Genomic DNA, 14,833 nt, shown 5'->3' on the forward strand with positions numbered 1-14,833 from the left:
ATGGCCGCGGTGGGTGGCGGATCCGTACGTTTCATGGTGTCAGCGCAGGTCACTGCGGGGGCGGGGGCTCACCGGCGATCCAGCGCAGGGCCGTGGGTCCCGTCGACGACCCAGGGGAGACGCCATGCCACCGATCAGCACCACCCTCAGCGGCGCCACGGCCACGGCCACGGCCACGGCGACCGCGCCGCCGCGCGCCGGCAGCGAGTTCGCGCCGCTGCTGCGGGCGGTCCGGGGCGCGGGGCTGCTGGAGCGCCGGACCGGTTGGTACGCGCGCTGCATCGCTGTCAACGCGCTCACGCTGGCCGCCACCCTCACCGGCCTGCTGCTGGTCGGGAACAGCTGGTGGGGGCTGCTGCTGGCGCTGCCGCTCTCGCTCGTCTGGGCCCGCACCGCCTTCCTCGGCCACGACGCGGGCCACGCCCAGATCACCAGTGGCCGGCGGTCGGGGCGGGTGCTCGGCCTGGTGCACGCCAACCTGTTGCTCGGCATGAGCTACGGGTGGTGGAACGACAAGCACAACCGCCACCACGCCAATCCCAACCACCTCGACAAGGATCCGGACGTCGGCGTCGGCGCCATGGTCTGGACCCAGCGCCAGGCCGAGCAGCGGGTGGGCCTGGCCCGCTGGCTGACCCGCAACCAGGCCTGGCTCTTCCTGCCCATGCTGACGCTGGAGGGGATCGCGCTCAAGATCTCGGGCCTGCAGGACCTCAAGCGCCAGGCACCGCGCGAGCGCGCCGTCGAGGGCCTGCTCCTGCTGCTCCACCTGGCCGGCTACGCGGGCCTGCTGCTGACCGTCTTCTCCCCGGGCCGGGCGCTGGCCTTCGCGCTGCTCCACCACGCCCTGTTCGGCCTGCACCTCGGCCTGGCCTTCGCCCCCAACCACAAGGGGATGGAGATGCCCGACGGGCAGGACGCGGGCTGGGGCCACCTGCGCCGCCAGGTGCTCACCTCGCGCAATGTGCGCGGCGGCCTGCTCACCGACTGGATCCTCGGCGGTCTGAACTACCAGATCGAGCACCACCTGTTCCCCAACATGCCGCGCCCCCACCTGCGACGGGCCCAGCCGCTGGTGCGCGCGCACTGCGCGGCGGTGGGCATCGCCTACACCGAGACCTCGCTCGTCGACTCCTACCGCCAGGCGTTCCGCCACATGCACGGGGTCGGCGCCCCGCTGCGTGGCGGGGCCTGACCTGCGTGGCACTGACCTGCGCGGATCGCGGCCGCCGGCGGCTGGCAGACTGGCGGCATGAACGATGAGCACCGCGCCGGCAGCCCCGAGAGCCGCGTCAGCCAGGAGAGCCGCATCGACGACATCCGCTTCGGGATCGTCGAACTGACCGTGGACCCCGAGGCGGGCCACATCACGGTGACCGGCCCGAAGCTCCCGCCGGTCGCCCTGCGGCGCAGCCCCGGGACCGACTCCGACCGCCGCTCCCCGATCGGCACCCGGGCCCCCGCGCTGCTGGAGCTCGAGATCGACGGCACGGTGGTGGCGGTCGACCCCGGCCTCGGCTTCGTCAGCCGGCGCTCGCGCCGCGTCGACGTCCGCCACGACGGCCGGCACTACCGGCTCACCCCGACCGCGGACGACCGCAGCACGCTGCTCCGCGACGACCACCGGATCGGCGAGTTCGTCCTGTCGCCCGACGCGGTGGCCGGTGCGGACTGGGACGTCGAGTCGCAGATCGCCCCGCTGGAGGCGGCCCTCGGCTACCTGCTGGCCGCGGCCTTCGGCGTCGGGGCGCCGGGGTTCGTGAAGTCCGCGATCGGGGCGGGCACCGTCGCGTTCTGACCGGTGGCGCACCGCCGGGGGATCGCCAGGGGATCAGCTGGCCAGATGCGCGAGCTTGTCCGGGTTGACGATGCCGTAGACGTGGCTGATCAGCCCGTCGGCGGCGACGTCGAAGACGTAGAGCACCCTGCGGTGTCCGAGCTCGATCAGCAGCGCGGGCGCGTGGTTGAACCGGACGGCGCGGAAGTCGGCCCCCTGGTAGCGGCGGGCGAAGACCGCGGCGAACACCCGGGCGGACTTCACGGCGCCCAGCACCGGCCGCAACCCGGCGCTCACCTTGCCGCCGCCGTCGGTGGTCAGCACCACGTCCTCGCGCAGCACCGCCTTCAGCCGCTCCAGGTCACCGCTCTGCGCGGCGGACAGGAAGGACAGCACCAACTCCCGCCCCCGGGCCGGGTCCGGGGGCGGTGCCGGGCGCGGGGCGGCGGCCACGTGCAGCAGGGCGCGGCGGTGCAGCTGGCGGCAGGAGGCGGCCGGGCGCTCCAGGATCGCGGCGACCTCGTCGTAGGGCAGCGCGAAGGCCTCGCGCAGCACGAAGACGGCGCGCTCGGCCGGGCTGAGCTTCTCCAGCAGCACCAGCACCGCCATCGAGGCCGAGTCGCGCAGCGCCGCCGTCTCCGCCGGGTCCTGCGGGCCGAAGGTGGGCAGCGGCTCGGGCAGCCAGGCGCCGACGTAGCTCTCGCGGCGCACGGCGGCCGAGCGCAACCGGTCCAGGGCGAGACGGGTGACCGTGGTGGTCAGGAAGGCCGCCGGGTTGTCGACGTCCGCGCGGTCGGTCGCGGTCCAGCGCAGATAGGCGTCCTGCACGGTGTCCTCGGCGTCGTGCACCGAGCCCAGCAGTCGGTAGGCGAGGGACAGCAGCATCGGCCGGTGCGCGAGGAAGCTCTCCTCACGCACCGGCGGGGCCGCGGGTGCGGCGGTGCTCACCCGCGCGGGGCCACGACCGCGCGGGTGGAGACGGCGATCCGGTTCCACGCGTTGATCGTAACGATCGCCATCAGCAGGTGGATCAGCTCCTTCTCCGCGTACTGCTCGGCGGCCCGCGCCCACACCTCGTCCGGGACGCCGTGCTCGCCGAGCCGGGTGACGGCGTCGGTGAGCGCGAGGGCGGCCTGCTCGCGCTCGGTGAACAGGTGCGGGGCCTCCTGCCAGGCCGCGACGACCACCAGGCGCTGGGTGCTCTCGCCCAGCTTGAGGGCGTCGTGGACGTGCATGTCGAGGCAGAACGCACAGTTGTTGAGGTAGCTGGCGCGCATCTTCACGAGCTCGAAGAGCAGGGGGTCGAGCCGGGTGGCGGAGAACCTGTCGAGTTCGACCATGGCCTGGTAGGCGGCCGGTTCGAGCTGGGCCCAGGCGAGTCGCCGAGTCATCGTGGTGATCCCTTCGTCGTGTCCGATGCCAACTCGACGAGGTGGCGCCGCCGGATGTGACGGGCGGGGGAGTGATGCCGGTCACAGGGCGCCGGTCGGCCCGACAGTGCGCGGGCCCGTCCTAGGGCAGGCGCAGCGTGAAGGCCTCGGGCGTCTGGTTGGTGTCGCCCGGCAGCAGCGTGCTGCCGTCCGCACCGAAGAGCAGGGTGCTCCCGCAGGCGTCGGTGGCCGCGGGCAGGCCCTCGGGCAGGCCCGACGAGTCGGAGACCTGCAGCAGGCGCTCGGTGGCGTGGGTGCGCAGGTCGTAGCGGTAGTAGCCGTAGCTTCCCGGCGCGGCGCCGGGCAGCAGGTTGTCCGCGGTGGAGGTGAAGAGGACCCGGCGGTCGTCCGCGCTCATCCCGAGCATGGCGGAGTTCCGGTCGCCCTGGGCGCCGCCCGGGGCCGTGCTGACCACGGTGGTGGTGCCGTGGTCCAGGTCGCGCACCATCACCTGGCTCGGCGCGAGGTAGTCGTTGTCGAGCGAGGTGAACACCGCGTAGCGGCCGTCGGCGCTGATCGCTCCCTGGCCGACGGCGGCGGTGCTGCCGTCGGGCTCCACGCTGGCCACGCTGGTGCGTCCGGTGCGCAGGTCGTGCACGTAGAGCGGGTAGAACCGGGCGCGGTGCGGCACCAGGGCCCCGCCGGCGGGGTCGGCCAGGGTCGGGTCCAGCGAGATGAACGACACCCGGGAGCCGTCCGCGCTGATCGACGGTTCGACCGAGCCGTTGCCCGCCTGGCTGCCGTCGCTGTGCACCGAGACCCGCACGGTGCCGCCGGTCCGGCGGTCGAAGACGAAGACGTCGACGGCGTTGTCGGTGTCGCCGGGCACCAGGTCGGTGCGGGTCGAGCGGTAGGCGATGTAGCGCCCGTCCGCGCTGATGGTCGGCTGGTCGCTGTCGCCGACCTGCGGCAGCCGGCCGTCGCCCGTACTGACCAGCGTGGTGCGGTGGGTGCGCAGGTCGCGCAGGTAGACGTTGGCGACGCCCTTGGTGGCCCCCGGGGTCAGGTTGTCGGCCGTCGAGCTGAAGACGGCGTAGCGCCCGTCGGCGCTGATCCCCCCGCCGCTCCCGTAGGAGTCGGGCAGGCCGCCCGAGCTGCTCAGGTCGACCTCCTCGACCCGCCCGCTGCGCAGGTCGCAGACGAAGACGCCCTGGTTGCCGTTGCCGCCCAGGGGCGTGAGGTTGCCGGCGAGCGAGTCGACCAGCGCGTAGCGGCCGTCCGCGCTCAGTGCGTCCGGGTCGACGCGCTGGTCGGGCTGGGCGCCCCCGGGCGCCAGGCAGACCTGGGTGGGGGCGGGCGGCGCGGCGGCGACGGCGGGCGCGGCGCCGCCGGCCACGAGGACGGCCGCGGCGCCGCAGGCGCCCGCGGCGGTCAGGATTCCGGCACGACGCAGTCCGAGCATGGGGTCCCCTCCCGAAGCGGCCGTCCCCGCGGCCGGTGACCGGATCAGCCAATCGCTGTCGGCCTGCCCAGTCAACCGGTCAGGGGGACAATGTCCTTACTCCGCCAATGGCTTGACAGAGAGTCAGCCATCCGCTGCGGCAGCGGAGTTCGGCCGCTGGCCGGGAGGTCAGGTCACTGCAGGGTGACGATCGTGTGCATCCCCAGCACCGCGTGCGGGACGCCGGTGCGCTCGTCGGGCACCATGCAGAGCAGCACGTAGCGCCCGGGCTGCAGGCCGTGCGCCTGCACCGAGGCGGTGTGGTCGCTGGACAGGGCGCCGAGTCCGGTGGCCGGCCCGGTGAACGGCGACTGGGCCGGGCGGCCGAGCTGCACGTTCCGCAGGTACTGCCCGATCTGCTCCTCGGTGGTGTCCGCGCCGATCGGCCGCAGCTCCATCTCGTGGATCTGGTCGGACGCGTCGTGCACCAGGTAGGCCAGGTGGGCGTGGTCGACGTCCTCGGTCTGGAAGCGCTGATCGTGCTCGATCACGATGCCGTCGTCGAAGCGGGCCTGGTTGGCGCTCTGCCCGTTGGTGCCGGCCAGGGTCAGCAGCTTGGCGACCGGGTGCGCCGGGTCGTCGCGCAGCGCGGTGAGGTCGAGCAGGTAGACCGGGCCGGGTGCGATCTCCTCGGTGAACTGCTCGTGCACCTGCGGGGTGACCAGCGCTCCGCCCAGCAGGTCCGCCTCCTGGTTCACGGCCCGGATGCCCTGGGCCGCGGTGTGCGGTGCGGAGCTGACGGCCTTGGCGAGGTCCTGGTAGACCTGTTCGGGCGTCACGCCGTCGTGCGGGCGCAGCAGCTGGAGCTGCCGGCCGTTCGGGTCGTCCGTCTTGACCCGGAAGCTGACCAGGCCGCCCTTGGCGCTGTCCGGCGCCTGCAGGCCCGAGGCGCCGATGCTCACCTCGATGGGGTGGTCCTCGGGGGAGGCGGCGCCGGCCACCCCGCTCGCGCCGAGGCTGGCCGTCAGGGCGAGGGCCGAGACCGTCGCCGCCCGGGCCAGCCTTGTGAACACGTACTCCGACATGAAGATCCTTCCGACGGGTTGTCACCGGCGCGAAGCATCCCCCGCGGCGCTCGGCAGACCACCCGTGGCGCCAGAAGGCGACCGTTCGGACTATCGGTTCAGCGGATCGCCGGCTCAGCGGCGCGCCGGGCGCAGCGGCACACCGGTGGCGACCAGAGAGTCGTCCGCGGGCCGGTACGGCAGCGCCTGGTCGGCGGGGCGGAAGCCGGCCAGGTGCACGGCGAGGTAGCGGCGCCAGGCGTCGGGGGCCTGGCCGACGGTGTCCTCGATCAGGCTGCGCATCGACAGCACGCAGAGGTAGACGTCGGTCAGGGTCAGGTCGGTGCGGACGGTGCCGGCCTGCTGAGCCTGCTTCAGCAGCGCGTCGGCCGCCGCCCACAGCTCGGTGCGGCGGGTGTCGGCGGCCGGCGGGGCGATCTGCCACAGGCGTGAGAGGCAGCCGCAGTGTGCGGCCATCGCCCGGCCCATGTTCCACAGCGCGGCCTCCAGGGCCTGGCCGGGCGGTTCCTCGGCCAGCACCTGGCGGGTGCTGTCGAGCAGGTGGTCGAGGAACTCGTCGTTCAGCGCGGTGATCAGCGCGTCTTTGGTGGGGAAGCGCCGGTAGAGGGTGCCCATGCCGACCCCGGCCCGCCGGGCGATCTCCTCGACCCCGGCGTCGGGGCCGAGTTCGGCGAAGACCTCCCAGGCGGCCCGCAGCAGCCGCTCCCGGTTCTGCGCCGCGTCACGGCGCAGCGCCTTGGCGCCGGTCGGTGTGGTGCCGGCCGGTGCGGGTCCGGCTGCGGCGGGTCCGCCTGGGGGGCTGGTGGTCATGCGACGGTCGATTCCTCGGGTCCGGGTGCCTGGTTCGGTACGGCCCGGAGCTCCGGCCCGGCGTCCGCCGTGCCCGTGCGCCGGGTCGGGATGAGCAGCGCGGCGACCGCCGCGAGCACCGCGGCCCCGGTGAGGAACCAGAACGTGCCGGTGTATCCCGAGTCCGGGGGGAACGGGTGGGTGGCGGTCACCCCGGAGGCCAGGATACTGGCCGCCACGCTGCTGCCGATCGCGCCACCGATGGTGCGGATGTTGGCGTTCATGCCGCTGGCCACGCCGGTCTGCGCCGGCGGCACCGCCTCGACCACGATCGAGGACATCGAGGAGAAGGCCAGCCCCATGCCGATGCCCATCAGGCTGGAGGCCAGGTAGATCTGCCAGCCCCGGTCATGGGCCAGCGAGAGCAGCGCGAACGGCAGGATGGTGAACGTGCCGCCGACGACCAGCACCAGCTTGGAGCCGAACCGCGCGGCCAGCGGCCCGGTCAGCACGCCGAGCACGAACATGCCGATGGTCATCGGCAGCATGTAGACGCCCGACTGGGTGATGCTCGCGCTGAAGCCGTAGCCGGCCAGCTTGGCGGGGGTCTGCACCAGCTGCGGCAGGAAGGTCATCGCGGTGTACATCACGACGCCGAACAGCAGCGCGACCAGGTTCGCGGTCCAGACGGCGGGTATCCGCATCATCCGCATGTCGATCAGCGGTGCCTCGGAGCGCAGCTCGACCACGATCCAGAGCGCGGCGAAGACCACGGCGGCGGCGAACAGGCCGAGGATCCGGCCCGATCCCCAGCCCCAGCTCGGACCCTCGCTGACCGCGAGCAGCAGGGCGACCAGCCACACGGAGAGCAGCAGTGCCGCGCCCCAGCTGATCCGCCCGGGGGTGCGCACCGGGGACTCGGGGACGAACAGCAGGGTGGCGACGGTGGCGATGGCCGTCATGATCATCGGGAACCAGAAGAGCCAGTGGTAGTCCAGGTGGTCGACGATCGGACCGGCCAGCAGCAGGCCCAGGCCGCCGCCCACCGCGGTGAGCGCGGCGGTGACGCCCACCGCACCGCGCACCCGGGCAGCCGGGAACTCGTCGCGGATGATGCCGAAGGCCAGCGGCAGCACGCCGCCGCCCAGGCCCTGGATGACCCGGGCGACGATCATCAGGCCGATCGAGTTCGACAGGCCGGCCAGCGCGGAGCCCGCGGTCAGCGCCACCAGCGTGACCACGAGCATCCGCTCCTTGCCGGCCTTGTCGCCGATCCGGCCCAGGATCGGCGTGGCGACGGAGGCCGACAGCAGATAGCCGGTCATCAGCCAGGTGGCGGTGTCCTGGCTGGTGTGCAGGTGCTGCATCAGGGTCGCGAGCACCGGGATGATCAGCGACTGCAGCAGCGAGTAGGCCGCGACCCCGAGGAGCAGCACGGCGAAGGTGACGTTGTAGTGCGGGCGGGCCTTGGTCTGAGCCGTGGCCGCCGTGGAAGTCCGAGCCATAGGTGTGGGCCCCAGGTGGGTAGGAAGCGGAGATTCAACTCCGGATAAGCAGGCTCAAGGAAGCTAGCAGAACCGGAGAGAGGACTCCGCATCGGGGCCCACACCGTGTGGCGGCTCGGCCCGCCGGCTCAGCCGGCTGCCGGCCCCGGGTCGCTGGTGCTGTGGTCACCGTTCTCCAGGTGGCCGGCGTAGCGGCGCTCGAAGAGCGCGCCGTCCACCGCGCTCACCCGCACGTCGTACCAGTTGCCCTGGCCGCCGGTGTGCCAGCTGTACTCCAGGGTGTCGTGCGCCTTCAGCACCCGGGTGACCTGTGCCTTGCCGTCGCGCTGGTAGGAGTTGGCCACCCGTACCGTGCGCCGGTCCTTGCCGTGGTTGCGGATGCGCACCCGGACCTCGTCCCGGCCGCTCTCCGAGAACGTCACCGACAGGTCCTCGCCGCCCTGGCCCTGGAACTCGAAGAGGCTGCCGTTGGGTCCGTGGGCGGCCAGCTGGTAGGGCTCGCCGGCGGCCACCGTCCAGAAGTCCTGCAGCGTGTCGTGCGCGGCGACGGTGTAGCGCCGCGGCGCCGCGGTGGGGTGCTGCCGGTCCTGGACCTGGAAGGCGGCGCCGATCCTGCCGTGGTTGCGCAGCTTGAGCTGGACCTTGCCGCTCTCCCGCGGGCCCTCGTTGACCAGCGCCCGGTAGCCCAGCGGGCGGGCCGGGCGGGTGCCGGGCTCCTGGGCGGGCATCGTCTGCGGCACCGCCACGCTGTAGGGCTTGCCCTGGCCCGCGATCGGCGCCGGCACCTGGAAGTGCACCGGGGTCGGGTCGGCCTTGCCCTTGAAGTCGAACATCGAGGTGAGGTCGCCGCAGACGGCCCGGCGCCAGTCGCTGATGTACGGCGAGGCGATGCCGAAGCGCTGCTCCAGGAAGCGCAGCACCGAGGTGTGGTCGAAGGTCTCCGAGCAGACGTAACCACCGCGCGACCAGGGCGAGATGGCGATCATCGGCACCCGCGGGCCGAGGCCGATGGGCTGCAGCCCGGTGGGGCCCACGGTGCCGGCCGGGCTGGTCCACGGACGGCTCGTCATGTCCAGGAACTCGTCCTGCAGACTGGCCGCCAGGCTCTCGGAGACCATGCCCTCGCCGCCGGGCGCGCTGTGCAGTGGCGGCACCGGGGGCAGCACGTGGTCGAAGAGGCCGTCGTTCTCGTCGTAGTCGAGCAGCAGCACGGTGCTGCCCCACACCTCCGGGTCGGCGGTCAGCGCCTCCATCACCAGGTTGATGTAGTAGGCGCCGTCCGTGGGCGAGGAGGACGGGTGCTCGGAGTACTGGGCCGGCGGGACGATCCAGGTCACCTGGGGGAGCGTGCCGTTCTTCACGTCCTGGGCGAACTCGACCAGCGTGTGGTCGCTGGCGCCCTTCTGGACCAGCGGGCTGTTGGGATCGGCGCCGTCGGCGGGCTGGAAGTTGTGGAAGAACATCAGCGAGTTGTCGGTGAAGTTGTCCGTGGGCTGGCCGGGGATCCCGCTGCCGCCCTGGTACAGCTTCCAGCTGACGCCCGCCTGCTCCAGCAGCTCGGGGTAGGTGGTCCAGGTGTAGCCGTTGGTGTCGTCCCGCTCGCCGGTGGCCGGGCCGTTGAGCTTGGTCTTGCCGTAGACGTTGCGCGGGTCCATCGTGCCGGTCCACAGGTAGATCCGGTTGGGCGCGGTGTCGGCGTGCACGGAGCAGTGGTAGGCGTCGCCGATGGTGAACGCCTCGGCCAGCGCGTAGTGGTAGAGCAGGTCCTGCCGCTTGAGGTGGCCCATCGTCAGGACGTCCTGCTTCTGGGTGACCCAGGAGTCCCAGCGCCCCTCGTTCCAGGCCTGGTGGCCGCTGGGCCAGCCGTGGTCGGTGCCCGCGGTGTGCTCGGTGGTGCTGCGCGGGTCGATGTACCAGGGCAGCACCTCGCTCTCGCTCGCCGGCAGGTTGCGGCCCTGGTAGCGGGCGGTCCTGATGGTGCTGACCGGCTGGTGGAAGACCGGCTTGCCGTTGGGCAGCAGCGCCGGCCGCGGGTCGGCGAAGCCGCGCACGCCGCGCAGGGTGCCGAAGTAGTGGTCGAAGGAGCGGTTCTCCTGCATCAGGATCACCACGTGCTGGACGTCCTTGATGGACCTGGTGCGGGAGATGGCGGGCAGCGCCATCGCCTTGGCGATGGCCGGCGGGAACATCGACAGGCCGGCCGCGGCGGCACCCGCGCCGCCGAGCTGGAGGAACCTGCGACGGCCGAGCTGGGGGGAGGTCTCGGAGGAACCCATGGATCTGCCATTTCTGAGCGGACTTGGCTGGACAACTAAAACCCTTCAGTTGACGGGGGACCAGGAGGGGGCGGGCAGGGGGCGGCCACGTGAGCATCGGTACAACTTTGACTTCGTGCACGGCGCTTCCCTTTCGGGCACGGTGGCTTTCGTGCGGTGCCTGTCGCGCGGCACCTCGCCGTGTGGCGCCTGTCGCGCGGTGCCTGTCGTGTAGTGCCGCCCGGTGGAACCGGAGGTGCTGCTTCCGGCGTCCTTGTCCGCTGGTTGCTCGGTCGGTGGCCGCGTTCCCGGGTGGAGAGGGTGGACGGTGTGAGTGGCGGGCTGCGGGTGCTGGTCGTCGACGACGATCCCGAGGTGCGCGAGGCGGTGGAGACCGGCCTCGCGGTCGAGGGTTACCAGGTGCGCGGCGCCGCCGACGGGCTGACCGCGCTGACCGAGGTCGCCGCCTGGCAGCCGGACGCGCTGGTGCTGGACGTGATGATGCCGGTGCTGGACGGGCTGGCGGTCTGCCGCCGGCTGCGCGGGCTCGGGGACCAGCTGCCGATCATCGTGCTCACCGCGCGGGACTCGGTCAGCGACCGGGTGGACGGGCTGGACGCGGGGGCCGACGACTACCTGGTCAAGCCGTTCGCACTGGACGAACTCACCGCCCGGCTGCGCGCGGTGCTGCGCCGCACCGCGCCCGACGCAGGGGAGCGCGAGGGGCGGCACGGCCGGGACGGCGGGGGCTGCGAGGACCTGACGGTGGACCCCGTCGCCCGCACCGGCAGCCGCCGCGGGCGCCCGCTGTCCTTCTCGCGCACCGAGTTCGCCCTGCTGGAGCTGTTGCTGCGCCACCCCGGGCAGGTGCTCGCCCGGGAGACGATCATGGAGCGGGTCTGGGGCACCGACTTCGGCCCCGCCTCCAACTCGCTGGCGGTGTACATCGGTTACCTGCGCCGCAAGCTGGAGGCGGGGGGCGAGCCGCGCCTGGTGCACACCGTGCACGGGGTGGGGTACCGGCTGGACGTGCGCTGAGCCCGTGCCGCCGGAGTCCGCTGCCGCGGGGGCCCCTCGGGCCGCCGCCGTCCGTCCGCCGCCGTCCGTCCGCTGCCGTCCGTCCGGCGCCGCGCTACTTCAGCGGTGCCTGCGGCAGCGTGGTCGGGCAGAGCCGGCGCGGCTGCCGGTCGCCCTTGAGCTTGGCGTCCACGCAGCCGCCCGGCAGCGCGTCCGCGCCCGAACCGTACGCGCTGGTACCGAAGTTGGCGGTGACCTGGAGCACGCCGTCGCCGAAGGCGGTCTGCTGCACCTGGTGGTCGGCGCTCAGGTAGCGGAAGCCGGTCATCGGCTGCGTTCCGGCGGCTTCGTGCAGTGGTGCGAAGTACTGCTGCAGTGCGGCCAGTTGCTTGCCGTCGGTGTTCAGCGTCGGGCCGTTGAGGACCAGGTTGAGCGGGGTGTTCTGCAGGACCGCCTGGAGCGCCCGGGTGGTCTCCAGGGCGGGGAGCTTGGTGTAGGACAGCTCCCAGCGGTCCAGGTTGACCTGGACGTCGTGCAGCGCGGTCTCCAGCAGCGGGATCCGGTAGGCGGGGTCGAACATCTCCTTGGCCAGGTCGGCCGGCAGGTCGGCCGGCTTGAAGAAGATGCCCGGCCCGCCGGCCGGTGCGTAGCCGCCCCAGACGTCCTTGTTCTTCTCCAGCGGCCACAGCCCGTCCGCCGGCGGGGTCAGCGAGCCGTGGCTGAAGGCGATGACCGGGCTCGCCCAGCTGTGCGCGGCCTCCGAGCCGAGCACCAGCTTGTCCGGGCCGGACAGTTGGCGCATCCGGGCGATCCGGTTGGCCTCGTCCTGCTGCTGGTTCATCGGGTGGTCGGCGCTGTAGTCGTCGTACAGCTCGCCCGCCGCGTCGACGTCCAGGAAGTAGCTGTTCGACCCGTTGGCGGTCATCTGCGCGGTGCGCTGGGCGAGGACGTCACCGTGCTGCGCGAAGGCCTGCGAGCTGAGGTAGCAGCCGCGGTCGTGGAAGCCCGCGAGCACCGAGCCGTCCTGCTGGTGCACGCAGTAGTCCGGGTAGACCGGGGTCGGCCAGACGGAGGTGGGCGCGTCGGCGGTGCTCGGGTCCTGCCCGTTGGCGAACGAGTCGTAGGGGCCGACCAGATAGCCCGCCTGCTTGGCGGCGGCCACCGCGGCGGCGTCCATCGGCTGGTCGTCGGCGTCGTAGCCGAGCCAGAGCCGGGACAGGCCCAGCGCCTGCATCTGCTGCACGCCCTGCGCGGTGCGGGCGCTGCCCCAGGTGTAGGCGTGGAAGGCGCCGAGCAGCTTGCCGACCTCCGGGTTGGCGGCGATCTTGCTCTGCAGGGTGACCAGTTGGCCGTGCTCGTCCAGCCAGCGGCGGTAGTCCTGCGCGGGGGCGACGGGGGAGGGGTCGGTGAGGGCGAAGGTGACGGTGTAGTCCTGGGTGCCCGCGCGCCGGGAGAAGGTGTGCACGGCGGTGCCGCGCAGCCGGCCGTCCTGGGAGGCGAGGCCGAGCGAGGTGCCGATCGGCTGCGGGACCAGGTAGCTGACGCCCTGGCCGCCCAGCGTGTAGCCCCACAACGGCATGCTGAGGTCGGCTTCGAGGTCGTAGCTCTTTCCGGCCACCCCGGTGTCGGCGGAGTTCCAGAACGGGTCGCCGACCGGCAGGCCCAGCCCCTCGCCGCTCGGCAGCTGCAGCTGGGTGACGGCCGGATCGGTGCCGGTGACCGGCCAGGGCAGGGTGGCGCCGTCCTGCTCGTTGTGGACGGTCACCTGCAGCCGACCGCGCACCGCGGCGGCGGTGACGCTCAGGCCGTGCTCCGGCAGCGTCCAACTCGCGCTGCCGCCCCGCACGGTGACCCGGCCGGGCTGCCCCAGCGGCTGCGCCGCGGGGGCCGAGAGCGTCAGGGTGCGCCCGTCACGGCCGCGCGCGGTCAGCGCGAGCGTGTCGGTCCGCAACTGCGCGAGACCGCCGTTGACCGGGATCTCCAGCAGGGTGCCGTGCAGGCGGATCGCGGCGTCGCCGTGTGCCGCGCCCGCGGGCCGGGCACTCGCGCCGTAGGCGGTGGACCAGGTGGTGCCGGTCAGGGTGCAGGCGCTCACCAGGGCGAGCGCCGCCAGCGCGGCCCGGCGTCGGGTGCGGGTGGCCGGTCGGCGGGGGATCGTGGTTGTCATGCGGAGAAAGGATGCTGACTGGTCATAAGAGCTGCTCTTAGGAACATCTGTGGGCGGCACGGTGGGCGGCGTGGGAGCGGTACGGTGACGGGGTGACACCGGACGATACGCTGCGTGCGTTGGCCGCCCTGGAGGCCGCCTGGCGGCAGGACAGCCGCGCCCTGGAGGCGCTGGCGGAGTGCGGGCCGGGCGAGACGCGGCTGCCGGTCCTGGTCGCCGACTACGGTGACCTGGTCCTCGATTCCATGCTCTCGCTGGCCTGCGGCATCCACGGCGGGATGGACGAGGCGGAGTTCGACGCCGCGATGGAGCGCAAGGAGGCCGACGTGACCGTGCGGATGTGCGCGGCGCTCGGCCGGACGCTCAAGAGCTGGGCCGCCACCGCCCCCGACAGCGCCTCGGGCGACGTGGCCCGCGCGGTGGTGGACGCCGTGCACACCTTCACCGCGGCCGGCGAGGAGGACGTGCTGCGCCTGCTCGCGGCACTGCGGGCCGGCGTGCTGGGCGGCAGCTGACCGGTTGGCGGGCGCTCCGACCGGCCCCTGTTCGGGCCGGGCCCGACCGGATACCGTGTGATCGACCCGGAGGTGACCCGATGTCCGTCGACCCCACCGTGCTCGCCGCGCTGCCGACCGGCGACGACGCGCCACAGCCCGACCGGACCCTCTGCTACGGCCCGCATCCCGACCAGGTGATCGACCTGCGCCGCCCGCCCGGCCGGCCCCGCGCCCTGCTGGTGCTGCTGCACGGCGGCTTCTGGCGCCCCGCGATCGACCGCGCCCACGCGGCCCCGCTGGCCGCCGCGCTGGCCGCAGCCGGGTACCTGGTGGCGGTGCCCGAGTACCGGCGCGCCGGGTTCCCGGAGATCTTCGACGACATCGCCGCCGCCATCGACCTGCTGGCCACCGGCGCGGGCGAGCCGGCGCAGCCGGAGTGGGCGGGCCTGCCCGTCGTCCTGGTCGGCCACTCGGCCGGCGGCCACTTCGCGCTGTGGACCGCCGCCCGCCCGCACCTGCCCGCCGACTCCCCGTGGCACACCGACCGCACCCCGGACGCCGTCCTGGCACTGGCCGCCTGCTCCTGCCTGACCGAGTGCGACGCATGGAAGCTGGGCGAGGACGCCACCACCGCGATGATGGGCGGCCGGGCGGCCGAACTGCCCGGCCGCTACGCCCTCGCCGACCCCGCGCAGCTGCTCCCGCTCACCGTCCCGACCACCCTGCTCCACGGCGCCGCCGACGAGCGGGTCCCGGTCGAGCTGAGCCGGATCTTCGCCGAGCGCGCCCGGGCGGCCGGCCCGGCACCGACCCTGGTCGAGCTGCCCGGCGCCGGCCACTTCACCCTGATCGACCCGCACACCCCCGCCTGGCCCGCCCTGCTCGCGGCCCTGGACGGCCTGCGGGAGCAGCTGGGGTGATGCGCCGGAA

General features: G+C 73.3%; 13 protein-coding genes. 5 read left to right on the plus strand and 8 right to left on the minus strand.

Features of this window, described 5'->3' with window-relative positions:
• Nucleotides 1-124 precede the first annotated feature (124 nt).
• Both OG294_RS35650 and OG294_RS35655 read left to right on the plus strand, forming a co-directional pair.
• Nucleotides 125-1,195, plus strand: a complete 1,071-nt coding sequence (locus tag OG294_RS35650; protein WP_327070700.1) for a fatty acid desaturase family protein — start codon at nucleotides 125-127, stop codon at nucleotides 1,193-1,195.
• 57 nt (nucleotides 1,196-1,252) lie between these two features.
• On the plus strand, nucleotides 1,253-1,798 hold the full coding sequence (locus OG294_RS35655) for a hypothetical protein (RefSeq protein ID WP_327070701.1): 546 nt from the start codon (nucleotides 1,253-1,255) through the stop codon (nucleotides 1,796-1,798).
• A 33-nt stretch (nucleotides 1,799-1,831) separates the two neighbouring features.
• Here OG294_RS35655 and sigJ read toward each other — a convergent pair whose 3' ends face one another.
• From sigJ to OG294_RS35690, 7 genes are all read right to left on the minus strand, one after another.
• Nucleotides 1,832-2,773 (minus strand): RNA polymerase sigma factor SigJ, encoded by a 942-nt coding sequence (gene sigJ / locus OG294_RS35660; protein ID WP_327070702.1) that lies wholly within the window; start codon nucleotides 2,771-2,773, stop codon nucleotides 1,832-1,834.
• A complete protein-coding gene (locus OG294_RS35665) occupies nucleotides 2,722-3,168 on the minus strand; it encodes a carboxymuconolactone decarboxylase family protein (RefSeq protein WP_327070703.1) in 447 nt (148 codons plus the stop codon). The genes sigJ and OG294_RS35665 overlap by 52 nt, the downstream gene beginning before the upstream one ends.
• Before the next feature lie 121 nt (nucleotides 3,169-3,289).
• A complete protein-coding gene (locus OG294_RS35670; RefSeq protein WP_327070704.1) occupies nucleotides 3,290-4,609 on the minus strand; it encodes a TolB family protein in 1,320 nt (439 codons plus the stop codon).
• Between the two features lie 173 nt (nucleotides 4,610-4,782).
• Nucleotides 4,783-5,673 (minus strand): hypothetical protein, encoded by an 891-nt coding sequence (locus OG294_RS35675; RefSeq protein ID WP_327070705.1) that lies wholly within the window; start codon nucleotides 5,671-5,673, stop codon nucleotides 4,783-4,785.
• 114 nt (nucleotides 5,674-5,787) lie between these two features.
• Nucleotides 5,788-6,483 carry a TetR/AcrR family transcriptional regulator gene (locus OG294_RS35680; protein WP_327070706.1) on the minus strand — a complete coding sequence of 232 codons (696 nt, stop codon included), beginning with the start codon at nucleotides 6,481-6,483 and terminating at the stop codon, nucleotides 5,788-5,790.
• The gene (locus OG294_RS35685) at nucleotides 6,480-7,967 is read right to left on the minus strand and encodes an MFS transporter (RefSeq protein WP_327070707.1); all 1,488 of its coding nucleotides are present in this window, start codon (nucleotides 7,965-7,967) and stop codon (nucleotides 6,480-6,482) included. The genes OG294_RS35680 and OG294_RS35685 overlap by 4 nt, the downstream gene beginning before the upstream one ends.
• A gap of 128 nt (nucleotides 7,968-8,095) precedes the next feature.
• Nucleotides 8,096-10,243, minus strand: coding sequence for a phosphocholine-specific phospholipase C (locus OG294_RS35690; protein WP_327070708.1), 2,148 nt, complete (start codon nucleotides 10,241-10,243; stop codon nucleotides 8,096-8,098).
• 300 nt (nucleotides 10,244-10,543) lie between these two features.
• Here OG294_RS35690 and OG294_RS35695 point away from each other — a divergent pair, with 300 nt between their 5' ends.
• On the plus strand, nucleotides 10,544-11,260 hold the full coding sequence (locus tag OG294_RS35695; RefSeq protein WP_442789281.1) for a response regulator transcription factor: 717 nt from the start codon (nucleotides 10,544-10,546) through the stop codon (nucleotides 11,258-11,260).
• Between the two features lie 94 nt (nucleotides 11,261-11,354).
• Here the strand turns inward: OG294_RS35695 and OG294_RS35700 are convergent, their stop codons facing one another.
• A complete protein-coding gene (locus tag OG294_RS35700; RefSeq protein ID WP_327070709.1) occupies nucleotides 11,355-13,406 on the minus strand; it encodes a glycoside hydrolase in 2,052 nt (683 codons plus the stop codon).
• Between the two features lie 92 nt (nucleotides 13,407-13,498).
• On the opposite strand from OG294_RS35700, the gene OG294_RS35705 reads away from it, so the two are divergent.
• Nucleotides 13,499-13,921: a hypothetical protein gene (locus OG294_RS35705; RefSeq protein WP_327070710.1), complete on the plus strand. Its 423-nt coding sequence runs from the start codon at nucleotides 13,499-13,501 to the stop codon at nucleotides 13,919-13,921.
• An 80-nt stretch (nucleotides 13,922-14,001) separates the two neighbouring features.
• Entirely contained in the window at nucleotides 14,002-14,823 is an 822-nt protein-coding gene (locus OG294_RS35710; protein ID WP_327070711.1) for an alpha/beta hydrolase, read from the plus strand.
• The last annotated feature ends 10 nt before the right edge of the window (nucleotides 14,824-14,833 follow it).

Source organism: Kitasatospora sp. NBC_01302, from assembly GCF_035976515.1.
Taxonomy (GTDB): domain Bacteria; phylum Actinomycetota; class Actinomycetes; order Streptomycetales; family Streptomycetaceae; genus Kitasatospora.

Coding starts and splice junctions, on each gene's coding strand:
- OG294_RS35650 (WP_327070700.1), top strand. CDS start 125: ATGCCACCGATCAGCACCACCCTCAGCGGCGCCACGGCCACGGCCACG.
- OG294_RS35655 (WP_327070701.1), top strand. CDS start 1,253: ATGAACGATGAGCACCGCGCCGGCAGCCCCGAGAGCCGCGTCAGCCAG.
- OG294_RS35665 (WP_327070703.1), bottom strand. CDS start 3,168: ATGACTCGGCGACTCGCCTGGGCCCAGCTCGAACCGGCCGCCTACCAG.
- OG294_RS35670 (WP_327070704.1), bottom strand. CDS start 4,609: ATGCTCGGACTGCGTCGTGCCGGAATCCTGACCGCCGCGGGCGCCTGC.
- OG294_RS35675 (WP_327070705.1), bottom strand. CDS start 5,673: ATGTCGGAGTACGTGTTCACAAGGCTGGCCCGGGCGGCGACGGTCTCG.
- OG294_RS35680 (WP_327070706.1), bottom strand. CDS start 6,483: ATGACCACCAGCCCCCCAGGCGGACCCGCCGCAGCCGGACCCGCACCG.
- OG294_RS35685 (WP_327070707.1), bottom strand. CDS start 7,967: ATGGCTCGGACTTCCACGGCGGCCACGGCTCAGACCAAGGCCCGCCCG.
- OG294_RS35690 (WP_327070708.1), bottom strand. CDS start 10,243: ATGGGTTCCTCCGAGACCTCCCCCCAGCTCGGCCGTCGCAGGTTCCTC.
- OG294_RS35700 (WP_327070709.1), bottom strand. CDS start 13,406: ATGACAACCACGATCCCCCGCCGACCGGCCACCCGCACCCGACGCCGG.
- OG294_RS35710 (WP_327070711.1), top strand. CDS start 14,002: ATGTCCGTCGACCCCACCGTGCTCGCCGCGCTGCCGACCGGCGACGAC.